This is a genomic window from Georgenia satyanarayanai, from assembly GCF_009193135.1.
GTDB classification, from domain to species: domain Bacteria; phylum Actinomycetota; class Actinomycetes; order Actinomycetales; family Actinomycetaceae; genus Oceanitalea; species Oceanitalea satyanarayanai.
Genome location: NZ_VUKC01000006.1, coordinates 120,449 through 138,945 on the forward strand (window position 1 = coordinate 120,449; position 18,497 = coordinate 138,945).

General features: G+C 70.5%; 16 protein-coding genes. 11 read left to right on the plus strand and 5 right to left on the minus strand.

The annotated features are described in order from the left end of the window. Window positions 1–5 precede the first annotated feature (5 nt). From GD632_RS09070 to GD632_RS09095, 6 genes are all read left to right on the plus strand, one after another. A complete protein-coding gene (locus GD632_RS09070) occupies window positions 6–356 on the plus strand; it encodes a TadE/TadG family type IV pilus assembly protein (protein ID WP_264371884.1) in 351 nt (116 codons plus the stop codon). Next, window positions 353–796 carry a TadE/TadG family type IV pilus assembly protein gene (locus tag GD632_RS09075; protein WP_152191185.1) on the plus strand — a complete coding sequence of 148 codons (444 nt, stop codon included), beginning with the start codon at window positions 353–355 and terminating at the stop codon, window positions 794–796. Before GD632_RS09070 ends, GD632_RS09075 begins: the two co-directional genes overlap by 4 nt. Next, on the plus strand, window positions 793–1,245 hold the full coding sequence (locus GD632_RS09080; protein ID WP_152191187.1) for a TadE/TadG family type IV pilus assembly protein: 453 nt from the start codon (window positions 793–795) through the stop codon (window positions 1,243–1,245). Before GD632_RS09075 ends, GD632_RS09080 begins: the two co-directional genes overlap by 4 nt. Then, window positions 1,242–4,427 carry a LysM peptidoglycan-binding domain-containing protein gene (locus GD632_RS09085; protein ID WP_152191190.1) on the plus strand — a complete coding sequence of 1,062 codons (3,186 nt, stop codon included), beginning with the start codon at window positions 1,242–1,244 and terminating at the stop codon, window positions 4,425–4,427. The genes GD632_RS09080 and GD632_RS09085 overlap by 4 nt, the downstream gene beginning before the upstream one ends. Before the next feature lie 343 nt (window positions 4,428–4,770). Continuing rightward, window positions 4,771–5,088, plus strand: a complete 318-nt coding sequence (locus GD632_RS09090) for a hypothetical protein (RefSeq protein ID WP_152191193.1) — start codon at window positions 4,771–4,773, stop codon at window positions 5,086–5,088. After that, window positions 5,085–6,410 (plus strand): hypothetical protein, encoded by a 1,326-nt coding sequence (locus GD632_RS09095; protein WP_152191195.1) that lies wholly within the window; start codon window positions 5,085–5,087, stop codon window positions 6,408–6,410. Before GD632_RS09090 ends, GD632_RS09095 begins: the two co-directional genes overlap by 4 nt. Here the strand turns inward: GD632_RS09095 and GD632_RS09100 are convergent. From GD632_RS09100 to GD632_RS09120, 5 genes are read right to left on the minus strand one after another with little or no spacing between them, the layout of a single operon-like run. After that, window positions 6,407–7,645, minus strand: a complete 1,239-nt coding sequence (locus GD632_RS09100) for an NAD(P)/FAD-dependent oxidoreductase (RefSeq protein WP_152191198.1) — start codon at window positions 7,643–7,645, stop codon at window positions 6,407–6,409. The two genes, GD632_RS09095 and GD632_RS09100, sit on opposite strands and share 4 nt — an antisense overlap. Beyond that, window positions 7,642–9,045 carry an NAD(P)/FAD-dependent oxidoreductase gene (locus tag GD632_RS09105; protein WP_226924770.1) on the minus strand — a complete coding sequence of 468 codons (1,404 nt, stop codon included), beginning with the start codon at window positions 9,043–9,045 and terminating at the stop codon, window positions 7,642–7,644. The genes GD632_RS09100 and GD632_RS09105 overlap by 4 nt, the downstream gene beginning before the upstream one ends. 12 nt (window positions 9,046–9,057) lie before the next feature. After that, on the minus strand, window positions 9,058–10,572 hold the full coding sequence (locus GD632_RS09110) for a M81 family metallopeptidase (RefSeq protein ID WP_152191200.1): 1,515 nt from the start codon (window positions 10,570–10,572) through the stop codon (window positions 9,058–9,060). 52 nt (window positions 10,573–10,624) lie between these two features. Then, complete coding sequence (locus GD632_RS09115) at window positions 10,625–12,118, minus strand: xylulokinase (RefSeq protein ID WP_152191203.1); 1,494 nt, start codon at window positions 12,116–12,118, stop codon at window positions 10,625–10,627. A gap of 28 nt (window positions 12,119–12,146) precedes the next feature. Beyond that, on the minus strand, window positions 12,147–13,628 hold the full coding sequence (locus GD632_RS09120; protein ID WP_193311421.1) for a sodium:solute symporter family protein: 1,482 nt from the start codon (window positions 13,626–13,628) through the stop codon (window positions 12,147–12,149). Between the two features lie 287 nt (window positions 13,629–13,915). Here GD632_RS09120 and GD632_RS09125 point away from each other — a divergent pair, with 287 nt between their 5' ends. The 5 genes from GD632_RS09125 (at window position 13,916) to GD632_RS09145 (ending at window position 18,490) form a co-directional block, all read left to right on the plus strand. After that, window positions 13,916–14,683, plus strand: a complete 768-nt coding sequence (locus GD632_RS09125; RefSeq protein ID WP_152191208.1) for a DeoR/GlpR family DNA-binding transcription regulator — start codon at window positions 13,916–13,918, stop codon at window positions 14,681–14,683. Between the two features lie 56 nt (window positions 14,684–14,739). Next, window positions 14,740–15,006 carry a helix-turn-helix domain-containing protein gene (locus GD632_RS09130; RefSeq protein WP_152191211.1) on the plus strand — a complete coding sequence of 89 codons (267 nt, stop codon included), beginning with the start codon at window positions 14,740–14,742 and terminating at the stop codon, window positions 15,004–15,006. A gap of 371 nt (window positions 15,007–15,377) precedes the next feature. Beyond that, window positions 15,378–16,295, plus strand: coding sequence for a bifunctional DNA primase/polymerase (locus GD632_RS09135; protein WP_152191214.1), 918 nt, complete (start codon window positions 15,378–15,380; stop codon window positions 16,293–16,295). Between the two features lie 370 nt (window positions 16,296–16,665). After that, window positions 16,666–17,493, plus strand: coding sequence for a serine/arginine repetitive matrix protein 2 (locus GD632_RS09140; protein ID WP_152191217.1), 828 nt, complete (start codon window positions 16,666–16,668; stop codon window positions 17,491–17,493). Next, window positions 17,486–18,490, plus strand: coding sequence for a ParB N-terminal domain-containing protein (locus tag GD632_RS09145; protein ID WP_152191220.1), 1,005 nt, complete (start codon window positions 17,486–17,488; stop codon window positions 18,488–18,490). The genes GD632_RS09140 and GD632_RS09145 overlap by 8 nt, the downstream gene beginning before the upstream one ends. The last annotated feature ends 7 nt before the right edge of the window (window positions 18,491–18,497 follow it).

The following is an 18,497-nucleotide window of genomic DNA, read 5'->3' on the forward strand; positions in this document are numbered from 1 at the left end:
GCTCGGTGTCGGTCGAGTTGGTGGTCTTGCTGCCGGCGATGTTCGCGATCGTGCTGCTCGGCGTCCAAGGCGCGTTGTACTACCACGCGCACACCGTGGCCATCGCCGCGGCCCAGGAAGGCGCCCGCGCAGCTGGGGCGAAGGACTCCTCCGTTGGCGCTGGCATCGCTGCCGCCACGGACTTCGTCACCGACGTCGGGCAGCACGCGATCACCGAGGTGTCGGTCGGTGGGGAGCGCGGAGACCAAGTCGCTCGCATCACCGTGACCGGCACCGCGGCTTCTATCCTGCCCGGCTTCGCCCCGCAGATCACCGCGCGGGCCGAGGCGCCGGTAGAGACGGTGACGGCACCATGAACCGGTTGCGCAGGGTCATGCACGCGGGCGAGCGGGGGTCAGTCTCGCTCGAGGCGGCGATCGTCGTTCCGGCGTTCATCCTCTTCGTCGGTCTGCTCATCTACGCCGGCCGCACCGCGGTCGCTCTCCAGGGCGTGGAGGCCGTCGCCTACGACGCCGCCCGGTCCGCGTCCATCGCCCGCACCCACCTCGAAGCACAGGAACGGGCCGCGACGGCGGTCGACTACGCGTTGGCGGCACGAGGGCTGCGGTGCGCGAGCTACGACATCGACCTCGACACCTCCGGCCTGGACAAGCCCGTCGGTGTACCGGGCACGGTCACCGCGACCGTCTCCTGCACGATCGACCTGGCAGATCTCGCCGTGCCCGGTGTGCCGGGCCATCGCACGGTCTCGGCGACCATGTCCGCCGTCGTCGACGCCTATCGGGCGGCGCCATGATCCGGCGTCGCGCCGTGTGTGGGTGGCTGGCAGGAGCCGGGCGGGAGGAGCGCGGCTCGATCTCGGTGTGGGCGGCGACATCGGCGATCATCATGATGATCTGCGTCGGGATCGCCCTGGACCTCGGCGCCCAGATCCACGCCCAGCAGCACGCACGCGGCGTCGCCGCGCAAGCCGCCCGCGTCGGTGGCCAACAGCTGGACGCCGCCGCCGTCACCGGCGCCTACCCCTCCCTCGCCGTCGGCCACGCGCGCGTCGCCGCGCAGGCCTACCTCGACGCCTCCGGCGTGGAGGGGACCGTGACTGTCACCGGCGGGGACACCGTGCACGTGTCAGTCACCGACACCTACGACCCGCGCTTTCTCGGGATTATCGGGATCTCAGACCTCACCGTCACCGGAGACGCCACCGCCCAAGTGATTCGCACGTTGGGAGATCGGGAACAATGACGTCGCTTCAGGAACGACTTCTCGGGCTGCTCGCCACTCTCTCCCTGGGCGCATTCGCCGTCGGGTTCCCCGCGCTGCTGACGCTCATCGGTCTGAGCCCCGCCGGCATCGCCGTCCACCCCGTGTGGACGCAGCTGCTCGATGCCGCGGACTGGAACATCGTCTGGGTCGGATTGGGCATCATGGGCTGGGGCGTGTGGGCGGTCCTGGTGTACTGCCTGCTCGTCGAGCTGACCGCTGCGATCCGTAACGTCCACGCGCCCGAGCTGCGCGGGCTGTCCCTGCCCCAGCACATGGCTCGCACCCTGATCGCGTGGGCCGCGCTGCTCTTCGTCACCGCGTCCGCGCCCGCGCCCTTCGCCGCCGCGGCCGCCGGCTCGGAAGTACCGGCCATCGCCGCCGCGGCGCCGCTGCGTTCCGACACGGTCACCCCGCCGGCCGCCCCGGTGGCCGCGACCGTGACCCATACCGGTTTCGCCGGCATTCCCGTTCATGCCCCGGCCGCGCAGCCCGCCGCTCGGACGGGCACGGTCCCGTACACCGTGGTCCGAGGTGACACGCTGTGGAAGATCGCCGAGACGATGCTCGGCGACCCGCTGCGCTACCCGGAGATCGCGGCACTCAACAGGGACGTCCTGGGTGATGAGCCCGACTTCATCACCCCGGGCATGCAGCTCTTCTTGCCCAGTGACGCACGCACGGAGGCCCCGGTCGAGACGACGGGCACCGTCGTCGTTGAGCCCGGCGACACGCTCGCTCAGATCGCGCTCGAGGAGCTCGGCGACGCCGGCCGTTACCCGGAGATCTTCGAAGCGTCCAACGACATCGTGCAGCCCGACGGCGCTCGTCTGACGGACCCCGACCTCATCCGACCCGGTTGGGAACTGACCCTGCCCGGCAGCACGAACGTTGGCGAGGCCGATGCCGCTGCCGTGACCGGGCGACCGCCCTCGGCGGAGCCTCAACCACCTGGGCCCGCGGCCGCCGCGCCGGCGCACATCGCTCCGCCGCCGGCGCCAAAGGCCCAGCCGTCCACACCTGCTCCCAGCGCATCACCACTCATCCCGGCACCGGCGGCGCCGAGTCAGCCGCTCCCCCAGGCACCGCCGCCGGCTCAAGGCGTGGCACCAGAGTCCATGGACGGATTGCTGTGGCCCGCCCTGACCGGGGCGGGCGCCGTGCTCGCGGGCGTCCTACATCTTGTCCTGCGCGGTAACCGTCGCTCACAGCTGCGGTTCCGCACCCCGGGCATGCTCATCGCGCCCGAGCCCGGCGAAGTTGCCCCGGTCGACCGGACGACCCGGGTCGTGGGCGGTCCGGCCGCGCCGCGGCTCCAGGCACTCGACCGGCTGCTGCGGTCCTTGGCCTCCGCCTACGTCGCCCCCTCCCGATACCCGCCGCTGCTCGCCGTCGAGCTCACCGCCGACACCGCGACACTGCACCTGGCCGAGGACGCCACGCCACCCGAACCATGGACCGGTGGCGGCACGCGCTGGACCGTCCAGATCGATGCGGACGTCCCGGACCCGGACACGCTCGCGCCCTACCCCATGCTGGTCTCCGTCGGAGCCGACGACGCGGGCACCATTTGGCTGCTCAACCTCGAACGGTTCGGTGTCCTCAACGTCGTTGGCACGCCCGCGGACGCCCAGCGGTTCGGTCGGCACGTCGCCGCCGAACTCGCCCTGTCACCCTGGTCGACGCTCGTCCAGGTCCACACACTCGGATTCGGTGAGGAGCTGGCCGACCTCGACGAGTTCCGCCTCAGCCCCTACCCCGCCGGCGACACCAGGGCACCGGAAGCCATCACGCGATCAGCGCGCAACTCGCACTCCTACGACCCTGAGGAGCTGCACGTCGTCGTCATCGCCGCCGGTGCCGACGCCGCGCAGGACACGGCCCAGCTCACCGCAGCGATACACGCGCACGAGGCGCGGCCAGGGGTCGCCGTTGTCACCCTCGCCGGCGCCCCCTCACACTCCGTCGCCGTGCTCGAGGTCGACGGCTCCCACCTGCGAGTACCGGCCCTCGGGATCAACCTCCGCGCGCCCGGGCTCACGCAGGCCGAGGCAACGGCCATCGCCGAGATCGTGCGCGTCACCCGCCGGCACACGAACGTGCCCGCACCCGTCGATGAGCAGCTCACCGAGGGGTATGGGGCACTCATCACCGCGACCGGCGCGCTACGCGAGCCGCTGGTCGACGACCGGCCAGCTCCCGACCAACCGGGTGGACCGACATCGCTGCTCCCCGAGCCGGCCACGGCATACACCGAGGTCGCCGCAACAACCGAGGACGACGTCGCCGCCCTCGCCCCACCCGTCCCGAAATCGACGACCGACGCCGTGCTCGCGGCCGACCCGACTCTGGATGAGGACCTCACGCTGTGGCGAATGGGTGACAAGTGCCCGGTGCCGCGGGTCATGCTCCTGGGAAAGCTCCGCGCGACCGCGCACGGCGTCAGCCAGGAGGTCTCCGAGCGCAAGCACCACTACATCGAACTCCTGACCTACCTGTGGTCACACCCGCACGGTGTCACCGCAGCGACCTTGGCCGACGAGTTCGGGTACAAGCGCGAGCGCGCCCGCGTCGAGATCAGCCACCTGCGCAAGTACCTCGGCACCGACCCGCGCACAGGAGAGAGCTACCTGCCCACCGCCCCAGGCACTCGGGAGCGCACCGAGAACGGCTGGAGGGGGTACACGTTGCGCGGCGTGCTGTTCGACGTCGACCTTTTCCGCCGCCTGCGCGTGCGCGGCCAGGCACGCGGTGCGGAGGGGCTGCCTGACCTCGTCACCGCTTTGCACCTGGTGCGCGGTGAGCCGTTCGCGGACCTGCGCGCCGACTCGTGGACGTGGATGTTCGAGGGCGAACGCCTCGACCAGGAGTTCGCCGCGGCAATTATCGACGTCGCCCACCTCGTCGCCACCCGCTCCATGAACGACGGCGACCTGCCAACCGCGCGCCGCGCCGCCGAGATCGCGCTCAGTGCCTCCCCATACGACGAGATCTCCCGCCTCGACCTTGCCAGGGTCGCCGAACTCGAAGGCAACCACGCCGAAGCCGCACAGATCAGGGGCGAAGGCATCTTCAAACGCACCGACGACTATCGCGCCCCGCTCGACCCCGCGGAGCGAACCGAGAAGATCACCGCGGCACCAAGACGCCCGGGCAAACGGTAGGAGGCAGCACAGTGGATCGGACTCGGCAGCTTCGGTGTCACAGCCTCGAATCGGCTGGGCTGGTGATGGCGCGAACCAACCGAAAGGACGATGCGCGGGAACGTCCACGGCGCGCACAGTTGCGAACGGCGCCGGAAGCGACACACGGGACATGCAGATCGAGGACGCCCGATGCTTCATGGCGCACGACGACCACGGTGAGCCCCTCCACCACCTCGAGGCGGTCAAGAGCCCCCTTGCCGGCGGCCGTCTGCGAGCTGCTTGACCTGGGCGAATCCGAGTCCGCACCCGTCGATATCCGCAACGATGCGGCACTATCCGGTGCCGGTGGGGATGGGCGGGCGTGAGCGGTATGAACGCGTTCCAGACCCGGCCCCAGAGTGAGCAGATGTCCACCGCGCGTCGGTTGCTCAAGCGCCGCGCCAGTCACGGTGACGAGCTCGACCTCCGCGACGGCCTCAGAGCCAACGCGGCCTTTTGGACCGTCGAGGGGCTCCACCCGCCCTATCCCCCGATCGGCGACGTCAGCGACCTGCCACTGCCGACCTTGCACGAGATCCGAGCCGCGCTGATTGCCGCCGCCCAGGCGACGAGCAACGTTCACGAGGCCAGCCTGATCGGTCAGGCGGCGGCCGAGCTCAACGGGGACGGGCTGGCATGACCTACCGCGAGCACAGCACCGCCCTCGCCTGGCACCTGGCCACGCTCGTCACCACCAGCTCCTCGCGTCAGCTCGACGCCACCGCGCTCGGCGTCGCGCTCCTGGCCCGGCACGAAACCCTCCGGCTCGTGCAAGAGGCGACAACCGTGGCCACCGGACGAACTCCACCCGCGCCGCACCTGCTCGCCTCGACAGCCGCCCGCACGTTGCTGGAGGACGTGGTCCTAGACCCCGTGCGTGCGTTCGAGCGCGCCATCCTCACCTACCCAGACATCAAGCCCAGCGTCGTCTACACGGCCATCGATCCCGACCATCTCGATGAGGGCGGGCAGACCTGGCGCCTCGCCGCCCGCGCTGCCATCCTCGCGCGCCACGATCTCACAGCCGAGGCCAGCACCTACGCCGGTGACCACCGGTGGGGCCTGGTGGCGGACGCCGCGGCGCTCACGCCACTACTGCAGCGGCTCGACCACCAGCTGATGGACTCCGCTCGCCGGCTCGATCCTGACGCCGGTCCCACTGTCAAGGCTCTGTCCGCGGCCCGGTACAGCCCGGCCGCGCTTGTCGCGAGCGAGGTTGACGCACTCGCCCACGGAGGTCGGCTGCCGAACCTGTCCGTCCTGGCGCTGCCGCCTACCTCGACCCAGCCCGTCCGGGTCGACTCCCCCACCACCCTGCTCGAGGCCCAGCGACGTCTACCCGCCCAACTGCGTGCAACCGACATCTCACCCGCCGTTATCGCGCACACCGCCATCGGCCAGGCCTACCTGCTCGACGTCGCCGCCGGCACCCTCGACGCACACCACTTCGCTCCCGACGCTGCACGCACCGCCCGGCAGCTCGGCGCTGAGCTCGCCGCGCGGATCCGCCCTGAGCCGCGCGACGTCGTCGCGCTTGTGCCCGGTGATACCAGCGCCGTGATGCAGACGCGGGCGATGACCATCTACCTCAGCACCGACCGAAGCGTTGGCAGCGCCGACCTGGTGGCGATGCGTGGCCTGGTCCAGCACGCCCCCACGGTGGTCGACGCGCTCTGCCGCGCCGCCGACCGGCAGCTGACCTCCGGACGCTGGCTGACCTCTGCCGACGACCCCGACCTCCGCTGGGCGCCCTACCGGATCGTGGACGACCCGCCCCGACTCGTCACCGCACTCCGAGCTGTGCGCGAACAGTTCCCCGCTGAACAAGCCACCGCCCGACCCCGTCTCGACTCTGCCCACGCGGTTCTCGCGTCCATGCGGGCCCGCACCCACGACACCCGCCCGAACTCTCCTGCCATTGCGGCCCGTCGGTCACGGCGCGAGGGCCCCACCATCGCCTAAAGGGAGATTTCTACGGAGCCGGCTGTCGGGTCGGCGTTGGTCACGAGGTCCCAGGGGAGGCGGAAGACGCGGCCGGGGGACGCGGGCCAGGGGATCGTGCGGCGGGCGATGACCCGGCCGTCCTGTCGCACGGTCACCCGCGGGACGCGGACGTGCTCGCTCACCCAGGTCTCCAGCCGGCCGCGGGATGGAGCCGGTAGACCCGGCTGGTACAGCCCCGGCGCCACCCAGATGAACGGTGCGGCGCCGACGATCGGCACCGCTCCCCCTTCGGGGAACGCCACCCCGTCGAGGTGCTTCTCGACGGCGCGGGCCACGTGGGCGCCCCCTAGCGCGGCGACGTCGGCGGTGTCGACGGGGTGGACGAGGTTGCCGGCGGCGAAGACGCCGGGGCGGTCGGTCCGGCCGATGGAGTCAACCAGCGGCCCGAGGGTACCCCGGTCGAGCGTGATGCCGCCGCTGCGTGCGAGCTCGTGGTCGGGGATCCAGTCGCCGGTGAAGACCACCGTGTCGCACTCGACCACGCGCCGCACACCGGTACGCAGATCCTCGATCTCCACGCCCGTCACCCGTGTCCGCCCGAGCACCTGCGTCACGCGGCTGCGGGTCGCCACGCTGGCGCGGAACATCGCCCGACCGCCCAGGTTGAAGGCGGCGTAGGACTCGGGTCGGTCGTGCCGGGTGACAAGCAGCTCGGTGCGGCAGCCGGCCTCCTTGAGCGTCATGACGGCGGACCACGAGACGAGCTCGGCACCGACCACCACGGCCCGGGTCCCCACCTCCTGGTGGTGCAGGTGGATCTTGTTCTGCAGCTCGCCGGTGGTGAACACCCCGGCGGGCCGCCCGCCGGGGATCATCCGGGCCGGCCGCGGACGCTCGCGAGCGCCGGTGGCCAGCACGACCACCGAAGCCGAGACGCACTCGCGCCCGCGGGGGCTGGTGATCTCCAGTGAACCGTCCTCACCCCAGGACGTCACCATCGTCCCCGTGAGGAGTGACGCCCCGGCGTCGAGAGCCTCCCTGACCAGCCGCCGGGCGTACCGCGGCCCCGTGGTGAAGGTGCGCTTGTCCCGGATGCCGTACCCCGGGTGGTCGGAGTGGCGCGGGATGCCACCGGCCTCCTGCTCCCGCTCCAGCACGAGCACCCGAGCGGACGTCCGCGAGGCCAGCGTCGCAGCAGCCGTCAGCCCGGCAGGGCCGCCGCCGATGATGGCGACGTCGGTGGTAATGGTCATCGCGATGCCCCCTGGAGGTGCTTGGTGATGCAGGCGTCAACGTTCGCTCCGCAGTAAAAGCCCTGGCAGCGCCCGTTGGTGGCGCGGGTGCGCTTGCTGACGCCGGCGCGGTCGACGGCCGGCACGGTCGAGGTGAGCGCGTCGCGGATCTCCCCGGCGGTCACCCGCTCGCAGAAGCAGACGACCTCGCCGTAGGCCGGGTCCGCGGCGATGAGGTCGCCGCGCTCGAACGGCCGGTGCCCGCACTCGCCGATGTTCGGCATCCGCGGCGGATCCGCCACCACGGCCTTCTCCTCGAGCGCCAGACCCGCCCCGTGCAGCAGACCCGCTACCTCCTCGGCGATCGCCATCGACGACGTCAGCCCGGTGGACCGGATCCCCCCGACCAGCACGTACCGCTGGGCAGACTCCGGGACGATGAGGTAGTCGCCGTGGTCGATGGAGGCCCGCAACCCGGCGTAGGCGGTGGTGACCTCCTCCTCGAAGAGCACCGGCATGAGCTTCTCGCCCTTGGTGCGCAGGAAGTCGAAGCCCTTCTCGGAGGTGCCGGTCGCGGTCTTGTCCTCGAGGTCCTCGGCGGTGGGGCCGAGCATGACGTTGCCGTAGACGGTGGGGCTGACGAGCACGCCCTTGCCGAGCTTGCTCGGCACCGGCAGCACGATCTTGTCCACCAGCGGCCGGGCGAGCTTGTCGAACACCAGCAGCTCACCGCGGCGCGGGGTGACGGTGAAGCGGTCGTGCCCCATGACGCGGTCGAGGACGTCCGCCCCCAGGCCGGCGGCGTTGATCATCCACCGGGTGCGGACCGGCCCCCGAGACGTCTGGAGCGTGGTGGTTCCGTCGTCGTGCACGACGACGTCGCGCACCTCGTGCTCGAGCAGCAGCGTGGCCCCATTCTCGACAGCCTCGGTCGCGTAGGCGATCGACGGCGTCCACGGGCAGATGATCGACTCGTCGGGAACCGACAGCCCGCCGAGCACCCCCGGCCCGAGGTCCGGCACCGCGGCGTAGACCTCCTCCGCGGTCAGCCGCTCGCACCGCTCGTACCCGTTGGCCACCGCCTTCTCCTGCAGCGCGGGAAGGTTGGCGAGCTCCTCCTCAGTCCACGCGACGAGAACGGCGCCGGTGCGCTCCAGCGGGATGCCGGTCTGCGCGGCGTAGTCGGCCAGCAGCTCGTACCCGCGCCGCACCAGCCGGGACTCGGTCGTCCCTGGCTTGGCGTCGAAGCCGGTGTGCAGGATCGCGGTGTTGGCCTTGCTCGTGCCCTGGCCCACGTCGTTGGCGGCGTCGAGCAGGGCGACGTCGAGTTCGTACCGGCTCAGGGCGCGGGCGATGGCGGTGCCGACCACGCCGGCTCCGACGACGGTGACGTCGTAGGTCATCGTCTTCCTCTCAGTCATGCTGACACCACGTCAGCGCGCGACGGCGGGGCTGAAGGCCACCGGGAAGGTGACGTCCTCGGCGTCCGTCCAGGGGTAGAGCGTCCGGGGCAGGCGTTGGAAGTCGAGCCGGTCCAGCGACGCAGCGGCGGAGCCGGGGGTGTCGGTCTCGCAGATCTCCCCGGCGAAGGCGGTGTACCCGGCACGGAAGGAGGTGTTCGCTTTGACGCCCACGAGGTCGTACAGCGTCGGCTCGACGCCGTGCGCGCGAAAGAGCTGCGGGTCGCCGTTGCCGGCCATCCACTCGCACACGACGATGTCCAGCGTGCCCACCCGCAGGACGGCGGTGCGCCCGATCCGGTTGACCATCCCCCGCCCGGCGGGCCCCTCCTGGGTGAAGACGCCGTCGTGGAGGGACCTCACGTAGGCCTCGACCTCCACGCGCACCACCTTGGGGTCGCGCGTGCCGCCGATGGTGAACCGGGCACGGTTGCCGACGCCGACCTCGTGGGCCTGGCGGGCCGCCGTGGAGTCGTTGACGACGACGGCGGCGCGCACCGTGGTCCCCCGCTCCAGGATCCGGGCGGCCACGGCCATGCTGTCGCCCGGCGCACCGGCGTTGCAGGAGTCGGCGGAGTCCACGAGGATCACCGGCTTCGCGGCGTCGGCGCTCTCTGCGCGGTCGATGACGTCGTCGATGCTCATGAGGTTGGTGGTGAACTCGTGGCGCGCGGCGTAGAGCCGGCCGGCGAGCTCACGGGCGTAACTCGCGGCCGTCTCCCGGTCCGTGGCAATCGCGAGCGCCGTGGAGTTGCCCACCGGGATGTCCAGCCACGGCTGCATCTGGTAGAGGGAGAAGTCGAGCAGGGTCCCCTCGGCGACGAGGGATTCCCCGTACTCCATGAGCTCGCGGAACGGCCCGCGGTGGGTGTTGTAGGTGGAGGCCGAGACGATCATCGGGATCGGGGCCCACGCCATGACGGGCTTGACCTCCGCCGTCGCCGCCGCCAGGCCGAGCGTGGCCGTACGGTGCCCGGTCTCGAAGTAGTCCACGTGCGGGTAGGTGTGGTAAGCGCACAGGATGTTCAGGGTCGTGATGAGGTCCTGGGAGATGTACCCGTGCAGGTCGGTGGAGGCGGCGATGACACACCCCTCCCCCACGAGCTCGCGCACCCGGCGGGCGATGAGCGCCTCGGGGTCGTCCACCTCGGTGGTCTGCAGCGCGCCATGGAAGGAGAGGAAGACACCGTCGAGCGGCAGGCTCTCGATGATCTCCCGCTCGAGGTTTTCGAGAAAGTAGTCGAGCACCTCCTGCTCGGCCTTCCCGCCGCTCTGGCAAGACATGGTGGTGCCGTAGACGATCTCCGGCTGCAGCTCGGACTCCTCCAGGGCGGCGATCATGCCGCCGACGGCGCTGGGCGTGCCGCCGAGGGTCTCACGCACCTGCGAGCCCCGCAGGATCCCGTTCTGCTGCCAGAACTCCATCGGTGAGGTCACCGGGGTGAAGGAGTTGCTCTCCTGCCGGAACTCGGCCACAAGGACGCGCATGTGTCTGTCTTTCCTTCGTCGAGAGAGTGTCGGGTGAGGCGGCGGACCGGCCCTAGTAGTCGCCGTTGAGCTCGGTGAAGACCTCCCGCAGCGCGGGGTAGAGCTTGGTGTAGACGGAGAACAGCCGGTCGTAGGAGGCGCAGGCGGCCGGGTCGGGATGGAAGCGGCGCTCGATGCGGACCGCGTCGGCGACGGCGGCGTAGTCCCGCAGCCGCCCGAGGCCCACCATGCCGCAGTAGTACGCCCCCATGGCACCGGTGTGCGTCGGCCCCTCGGGGATCTCGACCGGCACCTGGAGGACGTCGGCCAGCATCTGCATCCACACGTCGCTGGTGGCCCCGCCACCGACCACGCGGATGCTGGGCAGCTCCGGCCCGCCGGCCGCCCGGTACTGCTCGTAGCTCATCCGGTGCGTGTAGCAGATGCTCTCCATGACGGCGCGCACCATGTGGCGGCGGTCGTGGCGGCCGGTGAGGTTGAGGAACAGACCCTTGGCGTTCTTGCCCAGCGGGGGCAGCTCCCCACTGAGCCAGTGCGTGGCCAGCAGGTTCTCCGCGCCGGGCTCGATCTGGGCGACCTCGCGGTTGACCAGATCGTTCACGGCCGGCCCCAGCGACTCCTTCTCCGCGCGGTAGAGCTGCTCCACCGCCCAGTCGTAGGCCAGGCAGCCGGTCTGCAGCGGGTAGGTCTCGCCGTGGAAGTCAGCGCCCATGGTGAAGCGCAGCGGAGCGGACCCAGCAGACCCGCCCGACTCCACGGTGCGCACCAGCCAGGAGGAGCTGCCAAGGTAGATGTGCACGCCGCCGGCCCGGGCGGTGCCGGTCCCGACGGTGATCGCCGGCAGGTCACCGAAGCCGTTGAACACCCGGGTCGCGCTGGTCAGTCCCAGCTCGGCGGCCGCCGCCTCGGTGAGCGTGCCCACCCCGGCGGTCGAGGGCCGTGACGGCGGGAACTTCCCGACGTCGTCGGCAAGCCCCGCGGCCGCGACGGTCCGCTCGTAGCGCTCCTGGGTGACGGCGTCGGGAGCATGGAAGAAGTCGTCGGAGGGCTCGGTGACCAGAGTCCCGGTGGCCCGGTACTTGAAGTAGGTGTTGAGGCCGACGACGTGCCGGGCGCGGTCCCACACCTCCGGCTCGTTCTCCTTGAGCCACATGAGCCGGGGCCAGTACTCCTGCCCGGTGCCCACGAACGTGCCCATCGCCTCGTTGAGGCGCTGGGCCTGCTCGGTAGCCCGGGAGTCCAACCAGATCATCGCCTCGGTGAGCGGGGCGCCGTCAGCGTCGAGCGGGACGATGGCTTTCCAGGTGGCGGCAATGACGAGGCCGGCGACGTCGGCCGGGTCCGCGCCGGCCTGGCCCACGACCGTCCGGGCGGCGCGGGTGATCGCCGCCCAGATCTCGGTGGGAGACTGCTCCGCCCATCCGGCCGCGGGTTGGGACAGCGAGTAGGACTCGCCGACCTCCGCGAGGATGGCGCCGTTCTCGTCGGCGAGGATCGCCTTGAGGGACGTGGTGCCGCAATCGCAGGCCAGGACCAGCTTGCTCATCGTTGCCTTTCTCCTTCTCCCGGTGCCGTCAGCGGCCCGGGGTGGCGGCGCCCTCGGTGGCGGACTCGGCGTGCCCGTGGGCGACGGCGAAGAACTTCTCCACCGCCTCGTCGTCGGAGGTGTCCGGCTTGACGAGGGTGACGATGACGCCGACGACAACGCTGATCGCCACGCCCACCGGGCTGATCAAGTGGTACGGGAAGTCGGCGATCAGTGCCACCGTGACGTAGACGATGCTCGCGGCGAGGCTGAGCAGCGCCGCCAGGGTGGTGAACCGCTTCCAGAAGAGCCCGGCGAGGATCGGGAAGGCGAGCAGCGCGGTGAACACCGAGACGTAGGTGAGCACGAGCAGGATGTTGCCGACGATCGTCAGCGCGAATACCAGGGTGGAGATGCCGAGGACGACGAAGACGCCGCGGCTGAGCCGGACGTAGAACTTGTCGTCGCGCGCCTTGAAGACGTACCGGCCGAGCAGGTCATTGACGACGATGGAGACGGCGGAGTTCCAGATGGCCACCATGGTGCTGATGCCCACGAGCAGCAGGGTGACGAGCAGCAGGCCCTGCAGGACGGGCGGTGCGTAGTCGAGCACCATGCGCGGGAGGGCCTCCTCCGGGGCGTCGAGGTTGGGCATGAGCACGCGGCTGAACATCGTGGCGAGCGCGACCAGCAGGTAGAGTCCGGTGATGAGGAGCGTGTTGATGAGCATGCCCTTGTAGGCGGTGGACTCGTTGCGGGCGGAGAAGACCCGCTGGCCGTACCAGGGGGCGGCGATGTACAGCATGATGTTCTGGAAGCCCCAGGTGAGGATGGCGGCGAAGCCGTAGTTCTCCAAGTCCCAGATCGGCTCGAGGGAGAGGTACTCGGCCTCGAACACCGTGCTCAGCGACTCGAAGCCGCCGGAGTTGCTGTACCCGATGTAGAAGATGATCGGGATGAACACGAGGATCATCGCGTAGGCGACGACGTCGAAGGACAGCGCCGTGATGAACCCCGCCGCGAGAGCGAGGACGAGGGTGAAGATCGTGATGGCGACGACGGTCGTCAGCGGGTCGATGCCCAGCAGCACCGAGACGACGACGGACAAGCCGGCGAGGTAGGTGGCCGGGGCGATCCAAGTGAAGGTCAGGGTGACCACGCTGGCCAGGGCACGCGTCGGCTCGCTGAGCCGACCGGTGAAGCGGCGCTCAAAGAACTCCGCGATCGTCGTGATGTGCAGGCGCCGGTAGGGCTTGGCGACCGTGAAGGCGTAGATGCCGAACACGAAGATGAATATGAGGGACGTGTACCAGATGCCGACGGTGCCGTAGAGATAGGCCACCGAGGCGCCACCGATGAGGGTGGCAGTGTTGAACTCCGCGGCGCCCAGGGTCGCGACGAGCGCGGGCAGACCGGTGCGCCGGCCGTTGAGGTTGTAGTCCTCGTAAGCGTTGACCTTGCGCGCGGCACGCACAGCCACCGCTGTGAGGATCCCCGCGAATAGCAGCAGGATCACGATCTTTTCGGTCATGTCTACCTCTCTGAACACAGCGCCGTCGCAACGTTCGGCGGCAAGGAAGGGAGCTTGCGCGGATCGGGCTCGACCACGCCTGCACGCCTCCTTCTCGACTACGAACGCGGCGGCGGTGGCGCAATGCTCTGCCCGAGCCCGACAGACTATGCCCGTGTTTGCCCGCATCTGCAAGAACATGCCCGCATATCGGAACGCGGGATCTGACGGCGACTTTCATCTTCCGATCAGTAACGTAGGGTGAACGCCCGACAGGACCGGGCAATCTCGGGCACAGGGAGACGGAGATGTTAGCTGCAGTTCGCCGGGCGGAGATCCTGGAGATGCTCCGCCACCGCAGGGCCATCCGCAGCGAGGAGGTCGCCGCGACGCTGGGCGTCTCGGTGGAGACCGTGCGCCGGGACCTCGAGCACCTCGACCACGCCGGTGAGCTCGTGCGCGTCCACGGCGGCGCCGTCCCGGTCCAGGTGGCGGCGGCCTCCGAGCCGCCGTTCGAGGCGCGCACGTCTCTGGCGGCGGCGTCCAAGCAGGCCATTGGGCGGTTAGCGGCCGGCCTCGTCCAGGCTGCACGGACCGTCTTCCTTGACGTCGGCACCACGGCCATGCAGGTCGCCCACTCGATCTCGGGCGACGCCCACGCCACCGTCATCACGCCGTCGTTCCGGGTGGCCGAGATCCTCGTCCAGCACCCGACGATCACCGTCATGGTGCCCGGCGGCATAGTGCGGAACGGCGACCTCGCCATCTCCGGCGCCACCGCCGTGGACTTCCTGCAGGACATCTCCCCCGACGTCGCCCTGCTGGGCTCCGGCGGACTCACCGCCGAACGCGGGCTCACCGACTTCGAGCTCGCTGAGATGCCGCTCAAGCGGGTGGCGCTGCACAACAGCGCCCGCGCCTACGTGCTGGCCGACTCCACCAAGATCGGGGTCGTCGCGCCGTACCGGGTGTGCGGGCTAGCGGAGCTCACCGGCGTCGTCACCGATGCCGAGATCTCCCCGGCGTACCAGGAGAACCTCACCGCGGCCGGCTTGGAGGTCCTCACAGCCGACTAGTCCACACATGAAGCGTGGCATTCCCCTGGCAGGCACTCATTGACAGGCTGGCTACCGTGAAACTCGTGCCCTACCCGTCGCGCCCGATCCTCGATTCGATGGCGCCGTTCAAGCACGACCTCAAGAACGGGTACAACCAGTTCCAGCGAGACCGCTTCGACGCGTTCGTGGCCCAGCAGTACACCGCCGGGCTGTCCCTGCGCCAAGTGGCCGAGCTCACCGGTCGAACGCAGACCGCAGTACGCCGTAGCCTCGACCGATCCGGCGTCCCTCGTCGAGACCGAGGCGCACCGCGCCTCTCAGAAACGCCGAAGCGCCAGTAGTTGCTCGCGCAGCCGGCAACTTCCAGCTGGCTGCTGCCGGCCAGGCGACTCGCCCTTGCGGCTCTAGTGGCTCAGCCCACGTGTGCCGTGGGGGCCGCGCGTCCATTGCATGAGCGGTAACGGGCCCGTGACCAACACTCTCGCCGGCGTGCGCTCCGCGACGCCTTCAGGATCCCTGCTCGCCGGTGGTGCCGTCCGCCAAAACTGCACCGTCGACGCCGAGCACCCGGTTGAATGTCGAGCTTTTCCCCGTACGCACCCTGACCTGCGCTGATACCCGCGCTCAAGGTGCGTACGGGGTGCGTACGGGGTGCGTACGGGGTGGGTGCCCCGTACGTTCCCGGCAACCCACCGGGGTCAACGTGGGTCGCATGGACCCCGCTACCGCTTCGGTGCGTTGGACGCCGGCGACGATCGCGATGGCGTCATCGGCGCCATCGCTCGAGCTCGCCGCGCTGGCGTACGCGCAGGCGGGTGTGCCGGTATTCCCGTGCCTGCCCGAGGGGAAAGCACCGTTGACGCAGCGCGGCTTCCACGACGCGTCGCGCGATTCGCGGCAGGTGGGGGTGTGGTGGCGGCGGTGGCCGGAGGCGAATATCGGGCTGTCGACGGGTGCGGCCTCCGGGGTCGACGTCGTGGATATCGACATGCACGACGGCGAGGGCGGGTTCGCCGGCTTCGAGCGAGCCCGGCACGCGGGCCTGGGTGCGTCATGGGCATGGCTCGTGCGAACGCCGTCGGGCGGGGTCCACGCCTACTACCCACACGGGCCCCAGCAGCGGTCCTGGGCGTTGGCGACGGCGCACCTCGACTTCCGTGGCGACGGCGGGTACGTCATCGCCCCACCGTCGCGGGTGTGCACCGCGTCGGGTGTAGTGCGCGAGTACGAGCTGATGGTCGTCGCCCACCGCGTCCCTGCCCCGGTTGATGCGACCGCCCTCCGGAAGTTGCTCGCTCCACCGCAGCGCGAGCACCCGCTCACGGCCGTACCGGTCGCGGGCAGCGCGCCCGAGCGGCTGGCCCAGTGGGTGGCAACCCGGCCGGAGGGCGGGCGCAACGGCGGACTGTTCTGGGCGGCGTGCCGGATGGTCGAGGACGGCTTCGATCACGCCTCGGTGCTCGGTCTACTCGGTGAGGCGGCCAGGTGTGCCGGCCTGGGCGAGCGGGAGGTCGCCGCCACGATCCGTTCCGCCTTTCGCCGGACCAATCGAGGAGAACCGAAGGGCTCGCGCCGCCTGAGTCACGCCCATGCAGTGTCCCGATCAAGCAGAGAGGCGATGTCCCGGTGAACGCGCACGACGACATGCAGCTCGACGAACCCCATCCCCCGCGCCCCCTTCCGGACGTGCACCCGCAGCACTCGCAGTTCGCACTTCACGGCGACCCATCACGCGCTGGCGTCCGCGGCCAGGGAGTGGCGCCGACGCCCAATGCGGAGACCGCGCCCGGTCCGGCTAAGCGAGAGGTGGCATGGGTGCTGCCGTCGGACCTGCCGATGGTCTTCCTCGTCCCCGCGCTGGGCAACGTCGTCGACCGCACGCTGAGCGCACAGTCGAACGTCACACGGCCCGTGGTCCGTGCCCCGGCCGCCGCAGTGCGGACGACGTCGCGGCGAATGCGTGCGCGCCGGGCGGCATCCCGCGTGAAGGGCCTAGGCCAATGAGCACGCCGCCGCGTTTCACTCATGCAAGCGGGCTGCGGCGCCTGCTCATTGAGCTGCACCGCTGCCCGGACGGGTGGAGCGGGCCGGAGGCGCAGGCACTACTCGCCTACTGCACGGAGCGATACCGCACCCTGGCGCGCAAGTACGGACAGAGCGGCGAGGACGCGGCTACGGCCGCGTACGAGGCACTGACCGCGACCGCGACCCGTTGGGCCCGCGACCCGTGGGGCGTGGTGACTACGGCCGTGCAGCGAACGTTGCAGGCCGAGCAGCGCGCGCACGGCCTGCTGTGCGGAGCCGAGCGGGCACGGCACCTCATGCACGCCCCGGTCCACGACGTGACGCGGTTCGCCGACAACGAACTGGTTGAGCGGGACCCCGCCTTCCAGGTCACCGGCGTCGCCGACGAGGACGCCACAGCGACCAGCGGCGTGACGGCGCGGTTCGTGCCGACGGACGAGGCGCTGGCCGAGGCGGCGAGAATCTTCGTCGCGTGCGGGTGGCCTGCGGACGTCGCACGCGGTGCCCTGGAACTCGTCTGTTCGCGTCTCATCGAGGCCGGGCACCGCCGTCGGGCCTTCGAGTACCTGCGCCGGCACCCGGAGGCATGGGCGCACCTGGACCTGAGCCAGGAGCAATGGACGCGCGTGCTGACCGTTGTCCTCGGCACACAGCATCCCGACCTCGCCGCCACCGATCTTGGCCGCGGGCTGCTGTGGCGGCTGTTCGTCGGGCAGCGCCGCGAGGAGATCTCCTGCGACCCGGCCGTGACCAGGGCACTGGCCACCGCCGCGCCACTGTCCTTGGAGGCGCGTCATGCCTGAGTCCAGGGAGTACCTCGGTGCGGAGCGGCTGGTCGAGTCGATCACGGTCGGCATCCGCCACCGGTCCGAGCTGGGTGACCTGGGCCCGCTCATGGCGTCCATTGAGAAGGTTGGGCTGTTGCAGCCGATCACCGTCACCCCCGACGGAGTGCTCGTGTGCGGTCGCCGCCGGCTGGAAGCCATCACGAGGCTCGGCTGGCGAAGCGTGAAGGTGTGGGTCCGGGCCGGGATCTCCGACAACCTCTCCGGACTCCTGGCTCAGCAGGACGAGAACGTGCTGCACAAGCCGCTGACCCCAACCGAGGCCGCCGGGCTGTACCGCGAGCTGAAGGCCGTGCTCGCCGAGGACGCCCGCCGCCGTCAGGAGGCGACGCGATTCGGCAGTAACGGCGACCGTGGGGAAGACAGCGGTGGTGATGACTCATCACCACCGCGCGGTGACGCCTCACGCACCCGCTTCCGAGCAGCCCAGATGGTGACCGGTACCCCGTCGTTCCAACGCATGGAACGCATCGGGAAGATCCAGGAGGTCGTCGACGACGAGTCCTACCCGCTGGAGGTCCGCCGCCTCGCCGAGGCCGAGCTGGACAAGATCAACGCCGGCGCCCCAGTGGCCCCCTCCTACGAGGCCGTCCTGGAGGCGCTCGCGTCCCGGTCGGGTCCGCGCACACCGTCCAGCGAGCCCGAGGTCGACGTGGAGCCGACACCGGAGGACACGACGGAGCTGGGCACCGAGGCGGTAGCCCGCGCCAGGGCCGGGCGCAGCCGCCGCATCGCGCTCCTCTCGGCGCACCGCACCCCGACCGAACCGGTCAAGCGCTCCGTCCGGGCCCTGGTCATGACCTGGGCCGACCTGGACGGCTGGACGGGGCACTACGACCCGGCCGACGTCGCGGCAAAGCTCACCGACGCCGAGTGGACGATGCTCGAGCGGGTGCTGGTCGAGTCCACCGGCTTCTTCGACGCGGTGCGCGCCAGCCGCACAGGCGCGGCGTAAGGAGGCC